At 74.2% G+C, this 18,811-nt stretch carries 19 protein-coding genes; 5 read left to right on the forward strand and 14 right to left on the reverse strand.

The genetic code is table 11. The features are described 5' to 3' along the window. Window positions 1-111 precede the first annotated feature (111 nt). From KSNIM_RS34110 to KSNIM_RS34130, 5 genes are all read right to left on the reverse strand, one after another. Entirely contained in the window at window positions 112-1,944 is a 1,833-nt protein-coding gene (locus KSNIM_RS34110; protein WP_263107033.1) for a glycoside hydrolase family 15 protein, read from the reverse strand. Between the two features lie 231 nt (window positions 1,945-2,175). Then, a complete protein-coding gene (locus KSNIM_RS34115) occupies window positions 2,176-2,712 on the reverse strand; it encodes a hypothetical protein (RefSeq protein WP_263107034.1) in 537 nt (178 codons plus the stop codon). A 132-nt stretch (window positions 2,713-2,844) separates the two neighbouring features. Next, window positions 2,845-3,417 (reverse strand): DUF6529 family protein, encoded by a 573-nt coding sequence (locus KSNIM_RS34120; protein WP_263107036.1) that lies wholly within the window; start codon window positions 3,415-3,417, stop codon window positions 2,845-2,847. A 462-nt stretch (window positions 3,418-3,879) separates the two neighbouring features. Next, window positions 3,880-4,254 carry a hypothetical protein gene (locus KSNIM_RS34125; protein WP_263107037.1) on the reverse strand — a complete coding sequence of 125 codons (375 nt, stop codon included), beginning with the start codon at window positions 4,252-4,254 and terminating at the stop codon, window positions 3,880-3,882. A gap of 829 nt (window positions 4,255-5,083) precedes the next feature. After that, window positions 5,084-5,449 carry an ACT domain-containing protein gene (locus KSNIM_RS34130; RefSeq protein WP_263107038.1) on the reverse strand — a complete coding sequence of 122 codons (366 nt, stop codon included), beginning with the start codon at window positions 5,447-5,449 and terminating at the stop codon, window positions 5,084-5,086. A gap of 118 nt (window positions 5,450-5,567) precedes the next feature. Between KSNIM_RS34130 and KSNIM_RS34135 the strand changes: the two genes are divergently transcribed. Continuing rightward, window positions 5,568-6,014, forward strand: coding sequence for a hypothetical protein (locus KSNIM_RS34135; protein WP_263107039.1), 447 nt, complete (start codon window positions 5,568-5,570; stop codon window positions 6,012-6,014). Window positions 6,015-6,024: 10 nt separating this feature from the next. Beyond that, window positions 6,025-6,543: a hypothetical protein gene (locus KSNIM_RS34140; RefSeq protein ID WP_263107040.1), complete on the forward strand. Its 519-nt coding sequence runs from the start codon at window positions 6,025-6,027 to the stop codon at window positions 6,541-6,543. 7 nt (window positions 6,544-6,550) lie between these two features. On the opposite strand, the gene KSNIM_RS34145 is transcribed toward KSNIM_RS34140, so the two are convergent. Both KSNIM_RS34145 and KSNIM_RS34150 read right to left on the reverse strand, forming a co-directional pair. Then, on the reverse strand, window positions 6,551-7,387 hold the full coding sequence (locus KSNIM_RS34145) for an NADH-quinone oxidoreductase subunit J (protein ID WP_263107041.1): 837 nt from the start codon (window positions 7,385-7,387) through the stop codon (window positions 6,551-6,553). A 2-nt stretch (window positions 7,388-7,389) separates the two neighbouring features. Further along, window positions 7,390-7,857 (reverse strand): carboxymuconolactone decarboxylase family protein, encoded by a 468-nt coding sequence (locus KSNIM_RS34150; protein ID WP_263107042.1) that lies wholly within the window; start codon window positions 7,855-7,857, stop codon window positions 7,390-7,392. A 331-nt stretch (window positions 7,858-8,188) separates the two neighbouring features. On the opposite strand from KSNIM_RS34150, the gene KSNIM_RS34155 reads away from it, so the two are divergent. Further along, the gene (locus tag KSNIM_RS34155) at window positions 8,189-8,728 is read left to right on the forward strand and encodes an EF-hand domain-containing protein (protein WP_263107043.1); all 540 of its coding nucleotides are present in this window, start codon (window positions 8,189-8,191) and stop codon (window positions 8,726-8,728) included. Window positions 8,729-8,811: 83 nt separating this feature from the next. Here KSNIM_RS34155 and KSNIM_RS34160 read toward each other — a convergent pair whose 3' ends face one another. The 6 genes from KSNIM_RS34160 to KSNIM_RS34185 are packed head-to-tail and all read right to left on the reverse strand — an operon-like array spanning window position 8,812 to window position 14,639. Further along, window positions 8,812-9,219: a DUF6917 domain-containing protein gene (locus tag KSNIM_RS34160; protein WP_263107044.1), complete on the reverse strand. Its 408-nt coding sequence runs from the start codon at window positions 9,217-9,219 to the stop codon at window positions 8,812-8,814. Continuing rightward, entirely contained in the window at window positions 9,219-10,151 is a 933-nt protein-coding gene (locus KSNIM_RS34165) for a Gfo/Idh/MocA family protein (RefSeq protein ID WP_263107045.1), read from the reverse strand. Before KSNIM_RS34165 ends, KSNIM_RS34160 begins: the two co-directional genes overlap by 1 nt. Continuing rightward, a complete protein-coding gene (locus tag KSNIM_RS34170; RefSeq protein WP_263107046.1) occupies window positions 10,148-11,314 on the reverse strand; it encodes an Ldh family oxidoreductase in 1,167 nt (388 codons plus the stop codon). Before KSNIM_RS34170 ends, KSNIM_RS34165 begins: the two co-directional genes overlap by 4 nt. 48 nt (window positions 11,315-11,362) lie before the next feature. Further along, window positions 11,363-12,640 carry a M20/M25/M40 family metallo-hydrolase gene (locus KSNIM_RS34175; protein WP_263107047.1) on the reverse strand — a complete coding sequence of 426 codons (1,278 nt, stop codon included), beginning with the start codon at window positions 12,638-12,640 and terminating at the stop codon, window positions 11,363-11,365. Further along, complete coding sequence (locus KSNIM_RS34180) at window positions 12,637-13,623, reverse strand: sugar phosphate isomerase/epimerase family protein (protein WP_263107048.1); 987 nt, start codon at window positions 13,621-13,623, stop codon at window positions 12,637-12,639. Before KSNIM_RS34180 ends, KSNIM_RS34175 begins: the two co-directional genes overlap by 4 nt. Further along, on the reverse strand, window positions 13,620-14,639 hold the full coding sequence (locus KSNIM_RS34185; RefSeq protein ID WP_263107049.1) for a hypothetical protein: 1,020 nt from the start codon (window positions 14,637-14,639) through the stop codon (window positions 13,620-13,622). Before KSNIM_RS34185 ends, KSNIM_RS34180 begins: the two co-directional genes overlap by 4 nt. Window positions 14,640-14,860: 221 nt before the next feature. Between KSNIM_RS34185 and KSNIM_RS34190 the strand changes: the two genes are divergently transcribed. Together KSNIM_RS34190 and KSNIM_RS34195 are read left to right on the forward strand one after the other, a co-directional pair. Then, complete coding sequence (locus tag KSNIM_RS34190; RefSeq protein WP_263107050.1) at window positions 14,861-16,027, forward strand: DegT/DnrJ/EryC1/StrS family aminotransferase; 1,167 nt, start codon at window positions 14,861-14,863, stop codon at window positions 16,025-16,027. After that, on the forward strand, window positions 16,024-17,154 hold the full coding sequence (locus tag KSNIM_RS34195) for a DegT/DnrJ/EryC1/StrS family aminotransferase (RefSeq protein ID WP_263107051.1): 1,131 nt from the start codon (window positions 16,024-16,026) through the stop codon (window positions 17,152-17,154). Before KSNIM_RS34190 ends, KSNIM_RS34195 begins: the two co-directional genes overlap by 4 nt. On the opposite strand, the gene KSNIM_RS34200 is transcribed toward KSNIM_RS34195, so the two are convergent. After that, window positions 17,091-18,797: a class I adenylate-forming enzyme family protein gene (locus KSNIM_RS34200; RefSeq protein ID WP_263107052.1), complete on the reverse strand. Its 1,707-nt coding sequence runs from the start codon at window positions 18,795-18,797 to the stop codon at window positions 17,091-17,093. The genes KSNIM_RS34195 and KSNIM_RS34200 overlap by 64 nt on opposite strands. Window positions 18,798-18,811 lie beyond the last annotated feature (14 nt).

Here is an 18,811-nt window from a genome sequence, read left to right on the forward strand (position 1 = left end):
CTTGGCAGCTGTCGTGACCGTCCGCGCGGGCCGGTGGTGGGTGTGCCGTCCCGGCGCACACGCCCCGGGGAGTCGGCCCAGGACCCGGGGAGTCAGCCGAGCGCGCGGGAGTCAGCCGAGCGCGCGGTCGAGGTTGAAGGCGGCGCTGATCAGCGAGAGGTGGGTGAACGCCTGCGGGAAGTTCCCGAGTTGTTCTCCGGTCCGGCCGATCTCCTCGGCGTAGAGGCCGAGGTGGTTGCCGTAGGTGAGCATCTTCTCGAAGGCCAGCCGGGCCTCCTCCAGGCGTCCGGCGCGGGTGAGCGCCTCGACGTACCAGAAGGAGCAGATCGAGAAGGTGCCCTCGGAGCCCCGCAGGCCGTCCGGGCTGGCCTCCGGGTCGTAGCGGTAGACCAGCGAGTCGGAGACCAGGTCCGCGGTGAGCGCTTCCAGGGTCGAGAGCCACTTGGGGTCGGTGGGCGAGATGAACTTGGCCATCGGCATCATCAGCACGGAGGCGTCGAGCACGTCGTCGCCCAGGCCCTGGGCGAACGCCCTGCGCTCGGCCGACCATCCCTGTCGCATGATCTGCCGATAGATCGCGTCCCGGTTCTGCCGCCAGCGCGGAAGATCGGCAGGCAGGCCGCGCCGGTTGGCCATCCGGATGGCACGTTCGAGCGCCACCCAGCACATCAGCCGCGAGTAGACGAAGTTCCTCCGGCCGCCCCGGGTCTCCCAGACGCCCTCGTCGGGCTGGTCCCACTGGTCGCAGAGCCAGTCCACCACGGCGCCGACCTCGTCCCAGTGGTCGCTGCTGATGGGCTGCCCCCACTTGTCGTACAGGTAGACGGAGTCGATCAGCGCTCCGTAGATGTCCAGTTGGAGCTGCTGGGTGGCGGCGTTCCCCACCCGTACCGGTGCGGACCCCAGGTGGCCCTCCAGGTGGCGCAGCTCGGACTCGGGCAGGTCGCAGCGCCCGTCGATGCCGTACATGATCTGCAGTGGGCCGGTCGCGTTGGTGCCGCGCATGATCCCGTGCTCGGAGATGAAGCCCATGAAGGCCTCGGCCTCCGAGGTGAAGCCGAGGCGGAGCATGGCGTAGACGCAGAAGGCGGCGTCGCGGACCCACACGTACCGGTAGTCCCAGTTGCGCTCACCGCCTACCTGCTCGGGCAGGCTGGTCGTCGGCGCGGCCACGATCGCGCCGGTCGGTACGTAGGTGAGCAGCTTCAGCACCAGCGCGGAGCGGTGCACCATCTCCCGCCACCGGCCGCGGTAGCGTGAGCGGCCCAGCCACTGGCTCCAGAACCGGACCGTCGCCTCGAACTGCTCCTCCGCCTCGGCGCGCGGACAGGCCCGGGGGCGGAGGCGGTCGCTGATCCGGTCGAGGGCGAACACCACGGACTCGCCCTCGAGGAGCTTGAAGTGCGACCACACGTCCGTGCCGTCGCACTCGAGCGGCGCGGTGGAGGTCAGCGCCAGCGAGAGCGACGGGGACTCGAAGACGGCCTCGTCGGCCTGCAGGCGGACGGTGTGCGCCTCGGCGCCGTAGCCGAAGCGGGGGGCTATCCGCGCGGCGAACGGGAGTGTCCCCCGAACGCACATCACCCGCCGGATCAGCCGGTGCCGGGCCGCCTCGCGCGACTCGTCGACGACCGGCATGAAGTCCTGGATCTCCGCGACGCCGTCGGCGGCGTAGAACCGTGTGATCAGCACATTGGTGTCGGGGAAGTAGAACTGGCGGGTGCGCGTCGGCACGTCGGCGGCCAGTTCGAACGATCCGCCCCGGTCGGCGTCGAGGATCGAGGCGAACACGCTCGGTGCGTCGAAGCGCGGGCAGCAGTACCAGTCGATGGTGCCGTTCGTCCCGACGAGCGCGGCGGTGCGGAGATCACCGATCAGGCCGTGCTCGGATATCGGCAGATAACGCGGGCCGTCCACGTGTCCGGCTCCGTTCCCGAACTCCATGCCGGCCTCCCTACCGTTTCGCCGTGGGCAGGTGCGGGGCTCAAGAGGACCTTGCCTTTCATGGTAGATCGCCCCCGGTGCTCGCGCGGGGGAGCGGCGGGCCTGAGCACCGGCCGGTACGCGCTCGGCACCCGTAGGTGCCGGTCGCGAACGTCCGCCCGTCGGTGCAGGTCCGCGGGGCCTGCACCGTGGGGCGGACGTCGCCGCACCCGCGGCAGGGCCGTCCGCGCCCTAGTCGTTGTCGATCTTGTTGCCGCTGGGGTTGAGGACGTACCACCCGGCGCCGAAGGCCTTGGAGCCCTCGCCGGTGGTGTCACCGGGCTTGTGGTCGCCGGCGTAGTAGTAGAGCGGGTGACCGTGGTAGGTGACCTCGGTGCGGTGGTCGGCGCGGGTGATGGTGCTGAGGTCGGTGGCGTTGACCCCGGCCCCGGCCTGGGGGGTGCCGGTGGTGGTCAGCGGGGGCCAGGCGACCGCGCAGGCGCCGTCGCAGGCGGACATCGTCGGGCTGTCCTTCTCGAAGAGGTACAGCGTGCGCCCCTGACTGTCGGTCAGGATCTTGCCGAGGTTCGAGTCGTGCACCACGACCGCCGTGCCCGTGGCGCCGGGCTGGCCGGAGGTCTGGGACCCGGAAGCCGGGGCGGACGAGGCCGGCGGGTAGGCGACGGAGGGCGCGGTGGCGGAGTTCGAACCACCGCCGCTGCTGCCGCAGGCCGCTGCTCCCAGGGCGAGGGCGGGCAGCAACCCGGCCGCCCAGATGAGACGTCGCATGGTCGGCTCTCCTTTCGAGCGGATTGCCGGCCCCGGTGTGGCGGCCGACCGAGCCGTTCACCTTCCAGTACGTGCCGGAGGGCGCCCGCGTTCATCCGTGTACGGCGGGACTCCGGGGCGGTCCGCCGGCCCTCACAGACCGGGGGCCCCGTATCCGTTCAGGTACCAGAGCGCGGCCGTGTACCAGAGCACGCCGATCGCGCAGACCAGCACGCCGCCGGCGAGCGGCAGCGCCCAGCCGGGCAGCCGGCGGTTGCGCACCACGATCACCTTGGCCACGAACGCGCCGTACAGCACGCAGCCGGTGATCGAGTGCAGGGCCACCCGGGAGTCGCTCAGCTGCACGCCGTAGGTGACCAGGCAGTGCTGGGCGATCGGTAGCGAAAGGAGGAAGGCGGCCAGTCCGACCAGCCGGTGGACGGTCGGGACGGGCCTCGGCGCCGGGCGGGGCGCACCCGGCAACCGTCGGTACATCCACAGCGCGAGCAGGAGCTGGACCAGCGCCAGGCCGAACAGCACGCTGCCCAGCTGGGCCTTCAGCCGGGTGGCATCGTCGCCCTGCTGGCCGAAGAAGCTGCTGGTGTAGTCGGGGGTGTGGGCGCGGCCGTACCAGTAGAGGCCGAGTGAGACGGCCACAGGCGCGAGCCACAGCAGCGCCTGCCACGGTCGGCGCCGGGGCGGGTCTTGGGGAACGGGTGGTCGCATCGGGGCTCCTCGGGCGGTCGGCCGTGGCTCCTCACCATGTGCCACAGGCCCCGGCCTCGCATCCATCAGGCGCGCCGGTCCGCCGGGAACGTCTGTTGCCCGCGCCCGCCTCCCGCCGCAGCCTGATCGGCGTGCCGGCCGCACGGGACACCGCTCCCGGGCACCGCTCCCGGCACGCGCATCCGTACGGCCGTGCGTAGTCGAATGACCGCCTCGACCACCCAGGGTCTTTCGAGAACGGTCCCGGGGGAGGACGCCCGACCCGGTGGCCCCGCCGCCGTCCCAGGCCGCCATGGTCCGCCGAAGCCGGATCGGCCCCATGACGTTCCCGCCGCGTGGCGTCAGCGGGACCGGCTGTGGCGGGCAGGCGCTGTCCTGACCTCCGTGCGCGGCAGCAGCGGATGGCCGGGTCGCGTCGGTTTCTCGGGGGATTGATGCGCCGTTCGGCGGTGCTTCGTCGCTTCAGAGGGGGGTGAGGATGTCCTGGTGGGCGCCGTCGAGGACGAAGCCGTTGTCCCAGCGGACCCGGACCGTGACCCGGTTCCCCCGTTCCCGGTGCGCGGCCCACTCCGGTTCGAGCGCGGCGATCTCCGTCTCCAGCCGCGTCCGGCTCGCCTCCGGCATGGTGTGGCCGTAGTCCTCGAGGAGCGCTTTGAGGCGCTGGTACTCGCGGACCTCGTCGCTCTCCGGGAGTTCCCCGTCCACCCGCTCGACGGTGCCCTCGATCCCGGCGCCCAGGGAGAGGAAGCCGACGACGGCCCCGGGCTCCCCGGCGACTGTCTCGCCGATCCCGAGGTCCTCGGCCAGCCTGACGCGCCGGCCTTCCTCCAGGGTCATCCGTCTCTGCCTCTCCGTCGATCGGTGCCGCCGGCGCGGTCGGCCTGCGGTCCCGACCATTATCCGTCGGGTGCGTCGCCGTGCCGGGACGTGGGCCGGGCCGCGTCCTGACGACGGAGCCCGGCCGGGTTCCGCCCGACGCGGGTTCGGCCCACGGCGTTCTGACGGCCGTTCGGCGCTCGACCGGTGTTCGGTTCCGCCGGACGGCGCGACCGAGGAGCGCACGCCGAACCACTGCTCGGCGCCGTACTCCCGCCCGGCCCCCGGCCCCGGCCGCCGGCTGGCGGAGCACGGGCCGCTCGGTCCGTATCGGCACCCGGACCGCCCAGGGCGCGGATGGCCGCATCGTCACCGACGCCTGCCTCTGACGGCCACCCGGGCACCCCGCGACGGAACGCAACCCGGCCGCGAGCGTTCGGGGCCGTGAGTGGAATCGACGCGCGGGCCGTCAGGGCCTTGCCCGCCACGGGTCCCCACCGGCATCCGTCCTGCCGGCGTACCCCGATGCCTCGCGCGCCGGATCCCCGACGGCACTTGGGGTACCTGGCACTGCCGGACGCGGCGTCACCTCGGTCGATCCCGCGGCCCGCCGCACACGCTCGGCCCGCTGTGCCTCCGGATGGTTGCCGACGGCCTCCCGCGCGTTCGCAGGCCCGGCCCGGGCCGTCGGGAGCGGACAGGCCACCGCCGGCGAATCCACACGTGCCGCTTCAAGCCCCGCAGGCGGAACCGCCCCGCGCCCCTCCAGGCCCTGTCCCCCCGCGCGTCGAAATGCCGCCCCGAGTCCCGCTCGCCGATGCCGACCGGCTGTCCGCGAAGCCACGCCGCGTCAGGCGATGATGTGACCGGCCGTTCGGAGGGCGGCCCGCGCGGCCGCCACCCGCTCGCTCGGCACCAGGACGACGTCGGCGTGGAAGGTCGACGCCACGAAGACCGGGATGCCGTCGGCGGCCAGCGGTGCGAGCAGGGCGGCGAGCATGCCCGGCACGTCGACCGCGTGGGCGGTGTCGCCGCCGTAGAACGCGGTCCAGCGGTCGCGCTCGTCGGGCCGTGCCGGGCGGATGACGGTGAGGCCCTCCGGGGCGCGGACCAGAGCGAGCCACTCGCCGTCGGGCGCCGGGGCGCCGTCGCCCAGGTGCTCGACGACGAACTCGCCGGGCAGGACGCGGAGCTGCTGGGAAACGGCGGGTACCATCCGGGCAGCATGCCACGTGTTTCGCTCCCGGACCTGTGCAGCCCCCGGATCTGTCCAGCCGCCGGACCCGTGCAGCCCCCCGGTCCGGCGCCGGCCGCGGCCGTGGTTGCCTCCGTGCATGGGGAGATCGTGGATCGAGTACGGCGGCCGCGGGTTCTGGGCGGCCGACTGGCAGGCCGAGGTGTGGCTGCACCTGCTGGCGCAGCAGGCGGGTCGGGTGGCGGACCGTCCCGCCTGGCTGGAGGCGGCCCGTGCCGAGTGGGCGGAGGCCGCGGGGACCGGGTTGGTGGGCTGTGTGCCGTCGGGCCTGGACGAGTGGCTGGCCGGCGATCCGGCACGGGCCGCGGCCGTGCTCCGGCTCGTGGCGGAGGTGGAGCGGCGGGTCACGGCCTGGGCACCGGCGATTCCGTGCGACGCGGCGAACGCCCTCGGGGCCGGCGGCCCGGGTGACGTGTTCACCGGGGACGTCCCGGTCGGTCCGCTGCTCGACGTCGGCGCAGCTCTCGCCGGGCTGCTGCGCGACGGGCAGGCTGCGGACCCTTGCGGCGAGCCACAGGCAGAGTAATGATGATTACATGATTACGTCGGAGCAGGAGGCCCTGCGCGGCTGGTTCACCGGCCGGCTGCCGGACGGGCTGTACAGCGAGCTGGTCGAGATCACCGTGGACCGGGAGGAGATCACGGTGATCGGGCGGATCCCTCCGCCGGAGCTGGCGGACGGGGTGTCGGACGCCGAGCGGGAGGCGGCGGTCGAGGGGCGGATCGCGGAGTTCCGCGAGCGGACGCGGGAGGCGCGGATGGGCGTCGCACGGGAGGCCGAGCGGCGCTATGGCCGCAAGGTGTCCTGGGGTGCCGAGTGCGCCGGTCTCCGCGGGCTGTTCACCACGGTGTCCGCACCGGTCATGACGCGGCTGCGGCAGCCGGAGCGGCAGGTGCTGGACACCCTGGTCGAGGCCGGGGTGGCGCGCAGCCGGAGCGAGGCGCTGGCCTGGTGCGTGCGCCTCGTCCAGAAGCACTCCGAGTCGTGGCTGGACGAACTGCGCGACTCGCTGGAGAACGTCCGGCGCCTGCGCGCGCAGGGGCCGGACGCCTGAAGGTCGTTCAGCGTGCGCCCTGCGCGTCCGCCACGCCCGGCCCGGACACGGCCGGCCCCTCCCAGAACTGCGCCAGCGCACCGTCCTTGAACGGGCTCGGGCTGACGCTCAGCTCCCCGGCGAACGGCCGGTCGAGGACCAGCACCAGCAGCAGGCTGAAGCCGATCAGCGCCGCGACCGAGCCGACGAACAGCAGCTGGATGCGGCGGCTGCGGATGCCGTAGAGGAAGGTGAGCGGCAGGATCACCACCGCGCCGCCGTACACCAGGATCTGGAGCAGGCCCGGCAGTTGCTGTCCGCTCTGGGTGATCCTGGCCCGGCGCTGGCCGGCGACGTTGCCGAGGCTCTCCACCGCCTGGTCGTAGAAGGCCTGCTCGGAGTGGGTGTCGGGCTGGTAGGCCTGCAGCGACCGGTAGACCGCCTCCAGCTTGGCGGCGGTGCGGTTGTAGTCGCCCTGTCCGGCCCGCATCAGCGGCCACTGCTGCTCGACCACGGCGTGCACGTACCCGTCGACGGCGTGGTTCACCCGGTCGCGGTCCGCAGCCGGAAAGGCCTGGGCGTCGCGGACGATCTGCGCGGCGGCGGTGGCCTCCGAAGCGACCACGGTCTCCGCGTTCTCCAGCTGTGTCCACAGCGTCACGATGACGAAGGCCAGGATCACGCCGTAGATGGCGCCGAACATGCTGAGCACCACGCCCACCATGTCGTTGTGCGTGCCGTCAGCGGTCTGCGGATAGCGGCGCCGGGTCAGCGCACTGCCCAGCACGGCGAGGACGACGATGCCGCCCACGACGACGGCGCCGAGGGTGAACGTGGAGAGGTTGTTGAGCAGCCAGACCTCCACCGTCAGACTCCCGCGGCGGCGATCGGCCGGGAGGTGACGGCGATCCGGTTGTAGGTGTTCACCACGGTGGCGGCCCAGGCGACCGACGCCGCCTCCGGCTCGGCCAGCACGGTGCGCGCGGTGCGGTGCAGCGCCCGGCCTCCGTCGCGGTCGTGCACCAGGGTCACCGCCTCGGCCAGCGCCAGCGCGGCCCGCTCGCGCTCGGTGAACAGTTCGGACTGCCGCCAGACCACCAACTGGGCCAGTCGGTTCTCCTTCTCTCCCGCCCGGCGGGCGGCGGTGGTGTGCAGGTCCACGCAGTACACGCAGCCGTTGATCTGCGAGCAGCGGAGGCGGACGAGTTCCAGCAGGATCGGCTCCAGGCCGGCGGTCGCGGCTGCCTCCTCGACGGCGCCGTGCAGGGCGTTCACGGCGGCGAAGGCCTTCGGGGCGAGGCCGATCAGGGGCAGCGGGGGGAGTGCGTCGGTCACGGACCGAGCGTAATCGCCGTCACATGCCCGGGACCTGTCCGAACGTCAGTGATCACCCGGGCGGACGGGCCGGCGGGAATCGGTTGACCGTGTCGTCAATTCGAGCGCGTGGCCCGTGATTTCGGGTGGCAGCCGGGAGGTGGGACGTCAACGAAGCTTCACGCTCACCCGGTTGGCGGTATGTATGCGATCGACTACCCGCCGTGCCGGTACTGTGACGTTCCGTGGCCGCACCGATCACGTGCCGTCACTTCACAGGCCAGCCGGGTGCCACCGCCGGCCCTGTCCCTGGGCCGGCAGCCCGTGCGAGACACCCTTGGAGATTTCCGAGATGACCACTTCCGTGCAGATGCAGCGCGCCCAGAAGCGCTTCGACCTCTGGGACGTCAACGGTGACGGCCAGATCGACCGCGCCGACTGGGACGCCGAGGCTCGGCGCATCCTCCAGGCCTTCGGCGAGGCCCCCGGCACCCCGGCCGCCCGTTCCCTGATGGACGCCTACCTCGGCATGTGGGCCTTCTTCGCCGACAAGGCCGGCATCGACGAGCAGACCGGCGCGCTCACCCCGGAGCAGTTCAACCACATCGCCGAGGAGCACATCCTGGAGAACGGCGGCGCGGGCTTCGGCCGGGTCGTCAAGCCGACCATCCAGGCGATCGTCGAGCTCATCGACGTGGACGGCGACGGCCAGGTGAACCCGGCCGAGTTCAAGAGCTGGATGGACGCGATCGGCGTCCAGGACATGAACCCGCTCGAGGCCTTCGCCCAGATCGACACCGACGGCGACGGCCAGCTCTCCGTCGACGAGCTCGTCCAGGCCGTCCGCGCCTACCACCTGGGCGACATCGACGTGCCGCTGCTCGGCCGCTGAGCAGCACCGCGGCCCGGGCCGGGGACGGCGCCCCCCGGCCCGGGCCGCGGCATGTCACCTGCCCGGCCTCCTCGGGCCGGTCGTCAGGACGGCGCGGCCGGGACGAAGCGGACCGGCAGCTCCGGCCGCAGGTCCAGCTTCGCCCCGGTCAGCAGGTGGTCCGCGGCGATCAACACGTTGTAGTGGTTGGGGTAGTGGCAGGCGTCGAAGCCGAGCACCGTGCCCACCCGGTGCTCGCCGACGAACACCTCGTCGCCGCGGTCCAGCACTCCGGCCGCCGCGATCTCCGCGAAGCCGAGGAAGCCGACCCGGTCGATCCGGGCGCCCGCCTCGGTGTCCCGCTGGTCGGTGGTGACCAGCTCGTGCACCTCGCCCTGCCGGACGCACCGGCTGGCGAACGGCTCCAGGTTCATCCCGCGGTCCTCGCGGCTGTGCAGCAGCACCTTCACCAGCGTGCCGGTCACCGTCCGCTTCGGCCCGTCCTCGCGCATCACAGCGCCTCCACCCGCTCGGCCCGGTAGGCGGCCTCCACCACCCGCAGGGCGTCCAGCCCGTCCGGCCCGTACCCCGGCCCGGCACCGCGCGGCTCGCCGAGGACCAGCCCCGCGAACTCCGCGAGCACCCCCTCGTACTCGTGCCAGAGCGACTGCTTGAAACCGGGATGCCCGGCCAGCAGGTCCGCACCCAGCACGCTGCCGTCCGTCAACTCCACCGCCACGTCCTTGCATTCGCCGAGGAAGGACCAGTCCAGCTCGATCCGGGCGGTCACCCCGTCGGCACCGGCCAGGGCGAGCACCGCCTGCCGGTCGACGCCCTGCGCGTCCCGGACGATGCCGGCGGACTCCACCACCATCGGCCCGGCCAGCAGCCGCACCAGGTCGTAGGCGTTCGGGCCGTTGTCGGCCACGCAGCCGCCGCCGCAGCGCTCCGGGTCGAGGTACCAGCCGTCCCGGCCGACGTGTTCCTCGATCCGCTCCAGGTAGCGCACGGTCACCGAGCGGACGGGCGCCTCCTCCGGGATCCGCGCACGCAGATCGGCGACCGCCGCGTTGTACCGGCGGTGGAAGGCGGTGAACAGCGGCACCCGCCGCTGGGCCGCGAGCGCGGTCAACTCCTCGCCCTCGGCGGCCCGCAGGGCGAGCGGCTTCTCCACACACACCGGCAGGCCGGCGCGCAGCGCGTCCCGGCAGATCACCGTGTGCAGGTCGTTCGGCACGGTGGCCACCACGGCGTCCAGGCCGCCCGCGGCGAGCATCGCCCGGTGGTCGGTGTGGCAGCCGACCCGGCCCGCGAAGGGGCGCAGCAGCTTGCGGTCGAGGTCGCAGACGGCGGCCAGCCGGACGTCCGGCACCCGGTCGAGCGCGGCCAGGTAGAACCGGGAGATCACCCCGAGGCCGACCAGGCCGATCCGCAGCCCGCTCACCGCTCGACCTCCGCACCGGGCCCGGCCTCCGCACCGGGTTCGGCCCCCGCGGCCGGCGGGCGGATGCCGAACCGGGCGGCGATCTCCGTGAGTTCGACGAGCAGGGCGGGGGAGAGCGGCACCCCGGCGCGGTGCGCCTCGGCCGTGCGCCGGGCCTCGTGCCAGCCGGGGTAGGCGACCGGGTCGGCGCCGTCGGCGGGCGGGCAGGCGAGCACGGTGGAGAACAGGGTGCGTGCGTCCAGTTCGGCCTGCCCGCCGTCGCGCAGCGCGGCGGGGGCGATCGCCAGCGCGAACAGGCCGATGTCGTCGTCCCGTCCGGTCGGTCCGCCGTCGCCGTCCAGCGCCTCCGGCTCGGGACCGAGGCCGGCACCGGGCAGCAGGGCGGCGAGCACCTCGACCATCAGGCCGAGTCCGAAGCCCTTGAACTCGCCGCCGGAGCCGGCGCCCAGCCACAGCAGATGGGCGTCGCCGCGGTCGAAGGCGGCGGGGTCGGTCACCGGGCGGCCCGCCTCGTCCGCCAGCCACCCGGGCGGGATCGGCTCGCCGGCCCGGGCGGCCGCCCGCACCCGGCCGGTGGGCACCGCGGTGGTGCTCATGTCGAGGACGTACGGCGGGAGTTCACCGGCCGGGGCGGCGACGCTCCACGGGTTGGTGCCGAGCAGCGCGACCGCGCCGCCCGGCGGGCGGGCGATCCGCTGGCGGCCGCAGTTGGAGGCGAGCAGGCCGATCATGCCGCGGTCGCAGACCCGGGCCGCGTGGTGGCCGGCGCAGCCGACGTGGGTGGCGCGGCGGACGGAGACCAGGCCGATGCCGTACCGCTCCGCACGTTCGGCGGCCAGGTCCATCGCGGCGCCGGCCTGCCACAGGCCGAGGGCCCGGCCGGCGTCGACCAGGACGGCGGCGCCGCGGTCTGCCACCACCTGTGGCTCGGCGGTGGGATCGGCCCGTCCCTCGGCGAACAGCGGGAGGTAGAGCCGGGTGAGGTTGGTCAGGCCGTGCGAGGTCATGCCGGCGGCGTCGCCGTGGCAGAGCGCCTCGGCGGAGGCCCGCGCCCGATCGGCCGGCAGGCCGTGGGCGGTGAACACCTCGGTGGTGAAGCGGATCAGATCGGGGTACGGGACGCGGAGGGTGGTCGGGGCGGGCGCGGACGCCACAGGGGTCACGGACTTGCTCCTGGTGTCGGTGGTGGGGCCGGGGCCCGGGGTGCCGGCTCAGCGGCGGGCGAAGGCGACGAGCAGCCGGGCGACGGCGGCGGCGAAGCCGTCGAGCTGGTCGAGGTCGGCGAACTCGCCCTCGGCGTGCGCCCGGTTGGCGGCGAGTCCGCCGGGGCCGAGCACGACGGTGAAGGTGTCCGGCAGGCCGGCCGCCCAGATGGCGTCGCAGGTGAAGGCCGGCTCGTGGGCCGGCCAGCGGTCGATCCCGGCCCGCTGCAGCAGGGACTCCAGCGCCGGGTCGGCGCCGTCGAGGGTCGGCAGGCCGCGTTTCAGCCAGTCCAGCCCGGTGACCTCGGCGCAGTCGGCCGCCGTCCGGGCGAACTCCGGCACCCCGGCGAACTCGCGGCGGAAGGCGGCCAGCCCGGAGCGGACGGCGGACTCCACCGCGGCCTCCGTCCGCCGGCCGGAACCGGCGTCCTGGTACGGGATGTTGAGCAGCAGCTCGCCGCGGCCGTACACCCGGTTGTGCAGCGGTCCGGTGCCGATCCCGGCGATGCAGACCCGCTCGCGGGGCGCTGCGGCGGTGCCGAGTTCGCGGGCCAGGTGCTGGGCGAGGTAGCCGAGCAGGACGGTGGCGTTGTGGCCGTCGCCGGGACAGTCGTCGACGGCGTCCTCTCCGCGGACCCGCAGCCGGGCGGTGGCGGCGGCGGTGGCCCGGGGCAGGTAGCGCAGGCCGGTGGGCTCGCAGAACACGTTGAGCGCGCCGACGTGGCCCGCCTCGACCAGGACGCGGGTGCCGAAGGTGCCCATCGCGCCGCCCTCCTCGCCGGAGACGGCCTGCACCAGCACGCCAGCCGCGGTGCCGACCAGCGGTTCGGCGGCCCGCGCGGCGCGGATCCCGGCGAGCAGCGCGACGGCCGGGCCCTTGGCGTCGATCGCACCGCGCCCGAGGAAGCGCCGGCCGTCGAAGGAGACCGGCTCGTGGCCGGCGACGGTGTCCAGGTGGACGTTGAACATCACGGTGCGGGCGAGGGGCATCGGCGGGCCGAGGCGCAGCACCAGGTTGGGCTGGCAGGCGAGGAAGCCGTCCTGCGCGGCGGCGGCCTGCCGGACGGTGAGCGGCACGTCGGGCCGGTCCAGGTCGGTGGCCCCGGCCGGGCCGTGGTGCACGGTGTCCAGCCCGATCCGGGCCGCGGCGCAGGCGTAGTGCAGCTGTGCCTCGGCGAGCCGGGGCGGCGGTGCGCCCGGCCCGGTCTCCAGCGGGCCGGCGGTGGGCAGGTCCAGCAGGTCCAGCAGCAGGGCGTGGTCGGCGGGCAGCAGGCGGTCGCCGCTCATCGGGCCGCCGCCCCGTCACGGCGGGTTGCGGGGCCGCCCCGACGGCCGCCCGGGATCGCCGCCGCGGGGATGCCCCGCAGGCCGCCCGGGACGGCGCGCCAGCCCGTCGCGGACGGCAGCAGTTGCTGCTCGACCAGCCGGGCCAGCGCGAGCCCGGCGCGGACGAAGCCGCTCTCCGCCCCGCCGTCCGCGGCGGGGCGGCCCTCGTGCGGCCGGACGTGCAGGTGCGGCTCCAGCGACCAGGCGCCGCTCCAGCCGCGGTCCAGCAGCAGCCGCAGGCTGTCCGCGACCCGGGCACCGCCCTCGCCGGGTGGTACGTACTCCGTCCGCTCCCCGCCGCCGACGGCGTCCTTGACGTGAACGTGGGCCACGTGGTCGGCCACCTCCAGGAGCATCCGGTGGCTGTCGTAGCCGTACGGGACGCCGTTGCCGGTGTCGAGGAGCAGCCGCAGTGCGGGGCTGTCCACGGTGGTGACCAGGTCGAGCATCCGCTCGGCCGAACCGCCGGCCCAGCCGCTGCAGTTCTCGTGCAGCAGGACGAGGCCCAGGGTGCCGGCGAGTTCGGCGAGGGCCCCGAGCCGCTGCAGCACCCGGCGGCGCCACTCGGACTCCGGCAGGCCCGCGTTGGGGTAGGACATCACCCGGACGAACCGGGTGCCGAGAGCCGCGCAGCGCGGGCCAAGGGCGGTGAGCTCGGCGAGGTCCTGGTCGAAGGGGTCGGCGACGGTGCCCGCCCAGTTGCCGATCCGGGCGGCGGTGCCGACGACCCGCACGCCCCGGTCGGCGATGCGGTCGGCGATCCGACGGACGGCGTCCTCGGGCAGGTCGGCGATCCACTGCCCGTCGACGGTGCGCAGCTCCAGGTGGCGCCAGCCGAGCCGGGCCAGGGCGGCGAGTTGGCCGGTCAGGTCGGGGGCGGCCTCGTCGCCGATGCCGGCCCAGTCGATGCGCGGCGCGGGGGCGGGGGCGGGGGAGGCGCTCATCGGGCCGCCGTCCGGGCCGGGACGGCGGGCCGCGCGGCCGCCTTGGCGCGGTCGAGCAGCCGGACCACGTCGGTGTTGACCGCGAGGTCGGGGTGCGGACCGCCGCCGCCGGCGGCGAAGTACCGGTAGGCGCGGCGGACGAAGGCGGTGAGCGAGTCGTCGTGCAGCAGCTCGGTGGTCTCGCCGTCCCGGTCGATGGTGATCAGCTGGGCGTAGGCGTCGGCCTCGCTGCCGGGGTAGTGCCCGATCAGGGTGCCGCCGGCGAGTTCCAGGGTGACCCGGCGCTCGCGCACCGGGGAGGTCATGTCCGAGCGGATCCGCGTCCAGACCCCGGAACGGTGCTCCACCTTCAGCCAGGCGGTGCCGAGCCGGGGCAGCACCCGGCCGTCGACCACCATGTCGGTACCGCCCGCGCCGGTCACCTCGCCCGGCCCGGCGAGGGCGAGGCAGAGGCCGAGCGAGTGCGGCAGCTCGATGTCGAAGGCGGTCGGGTGGCCGTCGGCGGCCAGCGAGCGGGAGAAGCGGGGCTTGCGCTGGACGACGTGGACGGTGCGCAGCGGCCCGTACGCGCCGGTCGCGAGTACCGTGCGCAGCCGATCGGTGAGCCGGCTGCCGAGCCACTGGGCGACCACCACCAGGTCGAGCCCGTGGCGGTCGCGGACGGCGAGCAGCTCGTCGAGCCGGCGGCCGTCGGCGGCCAGCGGCTTCTCCACCAGGATGCTGCGGAAGCCGAGCCGGCCGAGCGTGTCGAGCACGGCGCCCCGGTCGGTGGGCGGGGTGCACAGATGCACCACGCAGGCGGCCGGGTCGAGCAGTCGGGCGGCCTCGGCGAGGGTCACCGGCCGCAGGTCGGCGGCGGCCGGGTGGCTGCGGTGCGGGTCCGCGGTGAGCATCGGCCCGGCGGCGAAGAGCCGGGCGGTGTCCGCACCGGCGCGGAGTCTGCGGAGCACCGGCAGGTGCAGGCCGAGGCCCGCACGCCCCATGCCGACGAGCAATGTCCGGAGTCCGTCCGCCATGGTGAGCCGCCATTCCTTCCGATCCGGTGCAGTGCGTCGCGGATATTCAATCAGCACACGGACAGTGGATTTGACCGGGCGTCAAATAATGTGTGGAGAAGGCCATTCGAAGGAGTGAAGTGCCCTGATCGACCTGCGGTTCAACCGTGGTGGTGGCGTAGATTGCCTGCCGCGCGCCCCGGATTTCCGGGTTCATGTCCGTACGATCTGATGAGAGCTTCATGGGTGAACACTCCGGGGTCTCCTTCTTCACGCAGGCGGAGAGTTTCGAATCCCTCTGGCCGACCACCCGGCGCCATCTCGACGAACTCATGGACCGGGGCAAGTACTCGCACGGCCCCAAGGTCGCCGAACTGGAGGCGGCCCTCGCCGCCTGGACGGGCGCCCGCCACGTGATCGGGGTGAACAGCGGCACCGACGCCCTCGTGCTGCTGCTGCGCGCCGCCGGCCTGCGGCCCGGGGACGAGGTCGTGGTGCCCGCCTACACCTTCGTCGCCTCCGCCTCCTCGGTGGTGCTGGCCGGCGGCCGCCCGGTCTTCGCCGACATCGACCCGGTGACCTACGGCATCGACCCGGCGAGCGCCGACGCCGTCGTCACCGACCGGACGACGACCGTCATGCCCGTCCACCTCTTCCACCAACTCGCCGACCTACGCGGCATCCTGGACCTCGCGGCGCGGCGCCGGCTGACGGTCGTCGAGGACAGTGCCGAGGCCTTCGGCATGCGCTGGGACGGCGTCCACGCCGGACTGCACGGCGCCGGCGGCGTCCTCTCCTTCTTCCCGACCAAGACCCTCGGCGCGATCGGTGACGCCGGCGCCGTCCTCACCGACGACCCCGGCATCGCCGAGGCCGTCTCCGCGATGCGCCACCACGGCCGCTCCGGGCCGAGCGTCGACGACTTCCCGGCCATCAACCGGCCCACCGACCTGCTCGGCGTCAACAGCAAGATGGACGACATCCAGGCGGCCGTCCTGCTCGCCAAACTCACCCGCGCCGACCGGGACATCGCCCGCCGCGCCCGACTCGCCGCCGGCTACGCCGAACGCCTCGCCGGCACCCCCGGTATCCACCGGCTGCCGACCACCGCCGACCGCGGCGTGCCCACCGACCCGGTCTGGTACGTCTACCTGATCGAGACCGAGCGCCGTGACGCCCTCGCCGACCACCTCGCCCGGCACGGCGTGCAGACCGAGGTGTACTACCCGACGCCGCTCCACCTGCAGCCCTGCTTCGCCGGACTCGGCCACCGGCCGGGCGACTTCCCGAACGCCGAGGCCGCCTGCGAACGCGCCCTCGCCCTGCCGCTCCACCCGGACCTCACCGACGACGACCTGGACCGGGTCTGCGACCTCGTCCGCGACTTCCACCACGGAAGGCAGCCATGATCCCGTTCTTCCCGCCGGACCTCTTCGAGGAGGACCGTGAGCTGCTCCTCGACGTCGTCCACGAGGTCGCCACCGACCCCGCCCAGAAGTTCATCCTCGGTGAGCGCACCGCCCGCTTCGAGCACCTGCTCAAGGCCGGGCTCGGCGCCGCCGACGTGGTCGCCTGCGGCAGCGGCACCACCGCCCTCACCCTCACCCTGATGGCCATGGACCTCGGGCCCGGCGACGAGGTGGTCGTCCCGGCGTACGGCTGCGCCCCGCTCGCCAACACCGTCCTCGGCCTCGGCGCCGTCCCGGTCTTCGCCGACATCGACCCCGTCACCCTGGTGATGGACCCGGACGGCGCCGAGGCACTCGTCACCGGGCGGACGCGGGTGCTGATGCCCGCCCACATGTTCTCGGTGATGGCCGACATGCCGCGGATGCGCGCCCTCGCCGACCGGCACGGGCTGCGGCTGCTGGAGGACTCGGCGGTCGCCCAGGGCGCCGTCCTCGACGGAAGGCCGGCCGGAACCTGGGGCGACGCGGGCGTGTACTCCTTCGTCCAGGTGAAGTCCTTCGGCGGCCCCGGCGAGGGCGGTGCGATCGTCACCCGCGACCCCGAACTCGGCCGCACCGTCCGGATGCTGCGCAACCACGGCCAGGACGGCGTGCACCGCTTCCGGCACCACCGGATCGGCCTGAACAGCCGCTTCGACGAAGTGCTCGCCGCCTTCCAGATCCGCCGCCTGCCCGGCCTCGCCCGCCGGCTCGCCCGCCGCGCCGAGATCGCGGCCTACTACACCGAGCGCTTCACCCCGCTCGCCGAGCACGGCATCACCCCGCCGCCGCCAGGCACCAACGGGCGCTGCTACTACGTCTACTCGCTGCGCGCCGAACGCCGGGACGAACTGGAGCGGCACCTCGCGGAGCACGGCGTGGACAGCCACGTCTACTACCCGCTGGCGCTGCCGCACCAGCCGGCCTTCGCGCACTGCGCCCCCGAGGGGCGCCGCTGGCCGAACGCGGAACGGGCCGCCCGGCAGAGCCTGGCGATCCCGGTCTACCCGCACCTGACGGATGCTCAGATCGAGGCGGTGGCCGACGCGGTCTGCGCCTTCGCCGCCCTGGCTGCGCCCGTCCGCTGAGCACCGACAGGGAGCCGGGCGGCGGCCGCGAGGACGGCGAGCGCCCGCCGGTCCGGCTTCCCGGTGCTGCCGGCCGGGAACCGCTCCAACAGCAGCAGGTACTCCGGCAGCTTGTGGCGCTCCAATGCGCAGTGCTCCCGAAGGAAGCCGGTCAGGTCGGCCAGGGTCGGGCCGACCGCCGCCGCCCGCGGCACGACACAGGCGCACATCCGCTCGCCCAGGTCCGGATCGGGCACCGCCACGCACACCGCCTCGGCCACCGCCGGGTGGCCGTCCAGCAGCCGTTCGACCTCGGCGGTGCCGATCGACACCCCACCGCGGTTCACCATCTGCTTGATCCGCGACATCACCCGCAGCTGCCCGTCCACGTCGAGGACGCCCAGGTCGCCCGCGCGCACCCAGCCGCCGTCCACCCGCTGCCGGGCGTCCAGCGCGGGCGCTCCCACGTGACAGAGCGGGCTCATCGGGCCGCGGGCCTGGATCTCGCCCGGCCGCCCGGCCGGCAGCTCACGTCCGTCCGGCCCGCACACCCGGATCGCGGTCACGCCCGGGTCGGGCCGGCCCACGCGCAGCACGTCGCCGTCCGGATCCGTCCAGCGGGTGTGGCAGTTCATGCCGTCGCTCGACCCGTACACGTTGACCAGCGGCCGGCCGAACCGGGCCAGCGCCCCGCGCAGCACCGCAGGCGTCAGCATCGCCGAACTCGACACCACCGCCTGCAAGGAGGAGAGGTCCTCGTCCGGCTCCGGAGGCCACTCGGCCATCCGGCGCAGCATCGTCGGGACGGCCGCGAGATGGGTCGGCCGCAGCCGGGAGACCGCCCGCAGCGCCCCGGCCGGGTCGAAACCCTCGCGCAGCAGCACCGTCGCCCCGCAGCGCACCAGCGCCACCACCGCCAGCGAGCCGTACGCCGTTGCCGGCGAGACCAGCAGCAGCACCCGCGGCGGCGTGCCGTCCGCCGTCCGCAGCACCTGCTCGACGTAGCGGCCTCTACCACCCGCCAGGGCGTTGTGCGAGTAGGCGATCATCTTCGGCGCCGCCTCGGACCCCGAGGAGACCAGGATCCGGGCGGGCGCCTCCGGGTCCACGGTGACCGGCGGCACCGCCCGGCAGTCGGGCAGCGACAGCGCGTCGATGTCCAGGACGCGGTGCAGATGGGGGAGTTCACCGCGGAGATCGTCGAGCAGCCGCATCGGGCCGCCGCCGGAGGACGGCCCGGCCGCGGTCAGCACGGTGTCCGCCCGGGAGGTGCCCAGCAGCGCGGCCAGGTCCCGCCGACCGTGCCCCGGCACACAGGGCAGCACCACCGCGCCGAGCGCCGCGACCGCGAGATCCGTCGCGGGGGACCGCCGGTCGGCGGGCAGTCGGGTGGCCACCACGGAGCCCGCTCCCACTCCGCGGGCCGCCAGCGCCGCCGCGATCCCGCGCACCCGGTCGTCCAACTCCCGGTAGGAGAGCGCCTCCCGCCCGTCCACCACCGCCGTCCGCTCCGGGTGGGCCGCCACCCGCTCCGCGAACAGCTCGTACAGCCCGCGGTCCGGGCAGAACCCGGCCTCCACCCAGGCCCGCCGCAACTCCGCCGGCACCTGGTCGGGGAAGGCGACGCCGTTGGCCGAGACCCACGGCATCCGGACGGTGGTCATACAGGGCACTCCTG

The organism is Kitasatospora sp. DSM 101779 (assembly GCF_025655475.1).
GTDB lineage: Bacteria > Actinomycetota > Actinomycetes > Streptomycetales > Streptomycetaceae > Kitasatospora.

What these genes read in the sequence shown, in the direction of transcription:
- KSNIM_RS34110 (WP_263107033.1), bottom strand. Translation starts at nt 1,944, where the DNA reads ATGGAGTTCGGGAACGGAGCCGGACACGTGGACGGCCCGCGTTATCTG.
- KSNIM_RS34115 (WP_263107034.1), bottom strand. Translation starts at nt 2,712, where the DNA reads ATGCGACGTCTCATCTGGGCGGCCGGGTTGCTGCCCGCCCTCGCCCTG.
- KSNIM_RS34120 (WP_263107036.1), bottom strand. Translation starts at nt 3,417, where the DNA reads ATGCGACCACCCGTTCCCCAAGACCCGCCCCGGCGCCGACCGTGGCAG.
- KSNIM_RS34125 (WP_263107037.1), bottom strand. Translation starts at nt 4,254, where the DNA reads ATGACCCTGGAGGAAGGCCGGCGCGTCAGGCTGGCCGAGGACCTCGGG.
- KSNIM_RS34130 (WP_263107038.1), bottom strand. Translation starts at nt 5,449, where the DNA reads ATGGTACCCGCCGTTTCCCAGCAGCTCCGCGTCCTGCCCGGCGAGTTC.
- KSNIM_RS34135 (WP_263107039.1), top strand. Translation starts at nt 5,568, where the DNA reads ATGGGGAGATCGTGGATCGAGTACGGCGGCCGCGGGTTCTGGGCGGCC.
- KSNIM_RS34140 (WP_263107040.1), top strand. Translation starts at nt 6,025, where the DNA reads ATGATTACGTCGGAGCAGGAGGCCCTGCGCGGCTGGTTCACCGGCCGG.
- KSNIM_RS34155 (WP_263107043.1), top strand. Translation starts at nt 8,189, where the DNA reads ATGACCACTTCCGTGCAGATGCAGCGCGCCCAGAAGCGCTTCGACCTC.
- KSNIM_RS34160 (WP_263107044.1), bottom strand. Translation starts at nt 9,219, where the DNA reads ATGCGCGAGGACGGGCCGAAGCGGACGGTGACCGGCACGCTGGTGAAG.
- KSNIM_RS34175 (WP_263107047.1), bottom strand. Translation starts at nt 12,640, where the DNA reads ATGAGCGGCGACCGCCTGCTGCCCGCCGACCACGCCCTGCTGCTGGAC.
- KSNIM_RS34180 (WP_263107048.1), bottom strand. Translation starts at nt 13,623, where the DNA reads ATGAGCGCCTCCCCCGCCCCCGCCCCCGCGCCGCGCATCGACTGGGCC.
- KSNIM_RS34185 (WP_263107049.1), bottom strand. Translation starts at nt 14,639, where the DNA reads ATGGCGGACGGACTCCGGACATTGCTCGTCGGCATGGGGCGTGCGGGC.
- KSNIM_RS34190 (WP_263107050.1), top strand. Translation starts at nt 14,861, where the DNA reads ATGGGTGAACACTCCGGGGTCTCCTTCTTCACGCAGGCGGAGAGTTTC.
- KSNIM_RS34195 (WP_263107051.1), top strand. Translation starts at nt 16,024, where the DNA reads ATGATCCCGTTCTTCCCGCCGGACCTCTTCGAGGAGGACCGTGAGCTG.
- KSNIM_RS34200 (WP_263107052.1), bottom strand. Translation starts at nt 18,797, where the DNA reads ATGACCACCGTCCGGATGCCGTGGGTCTCGGCCAACGGCGTCGCCTTC.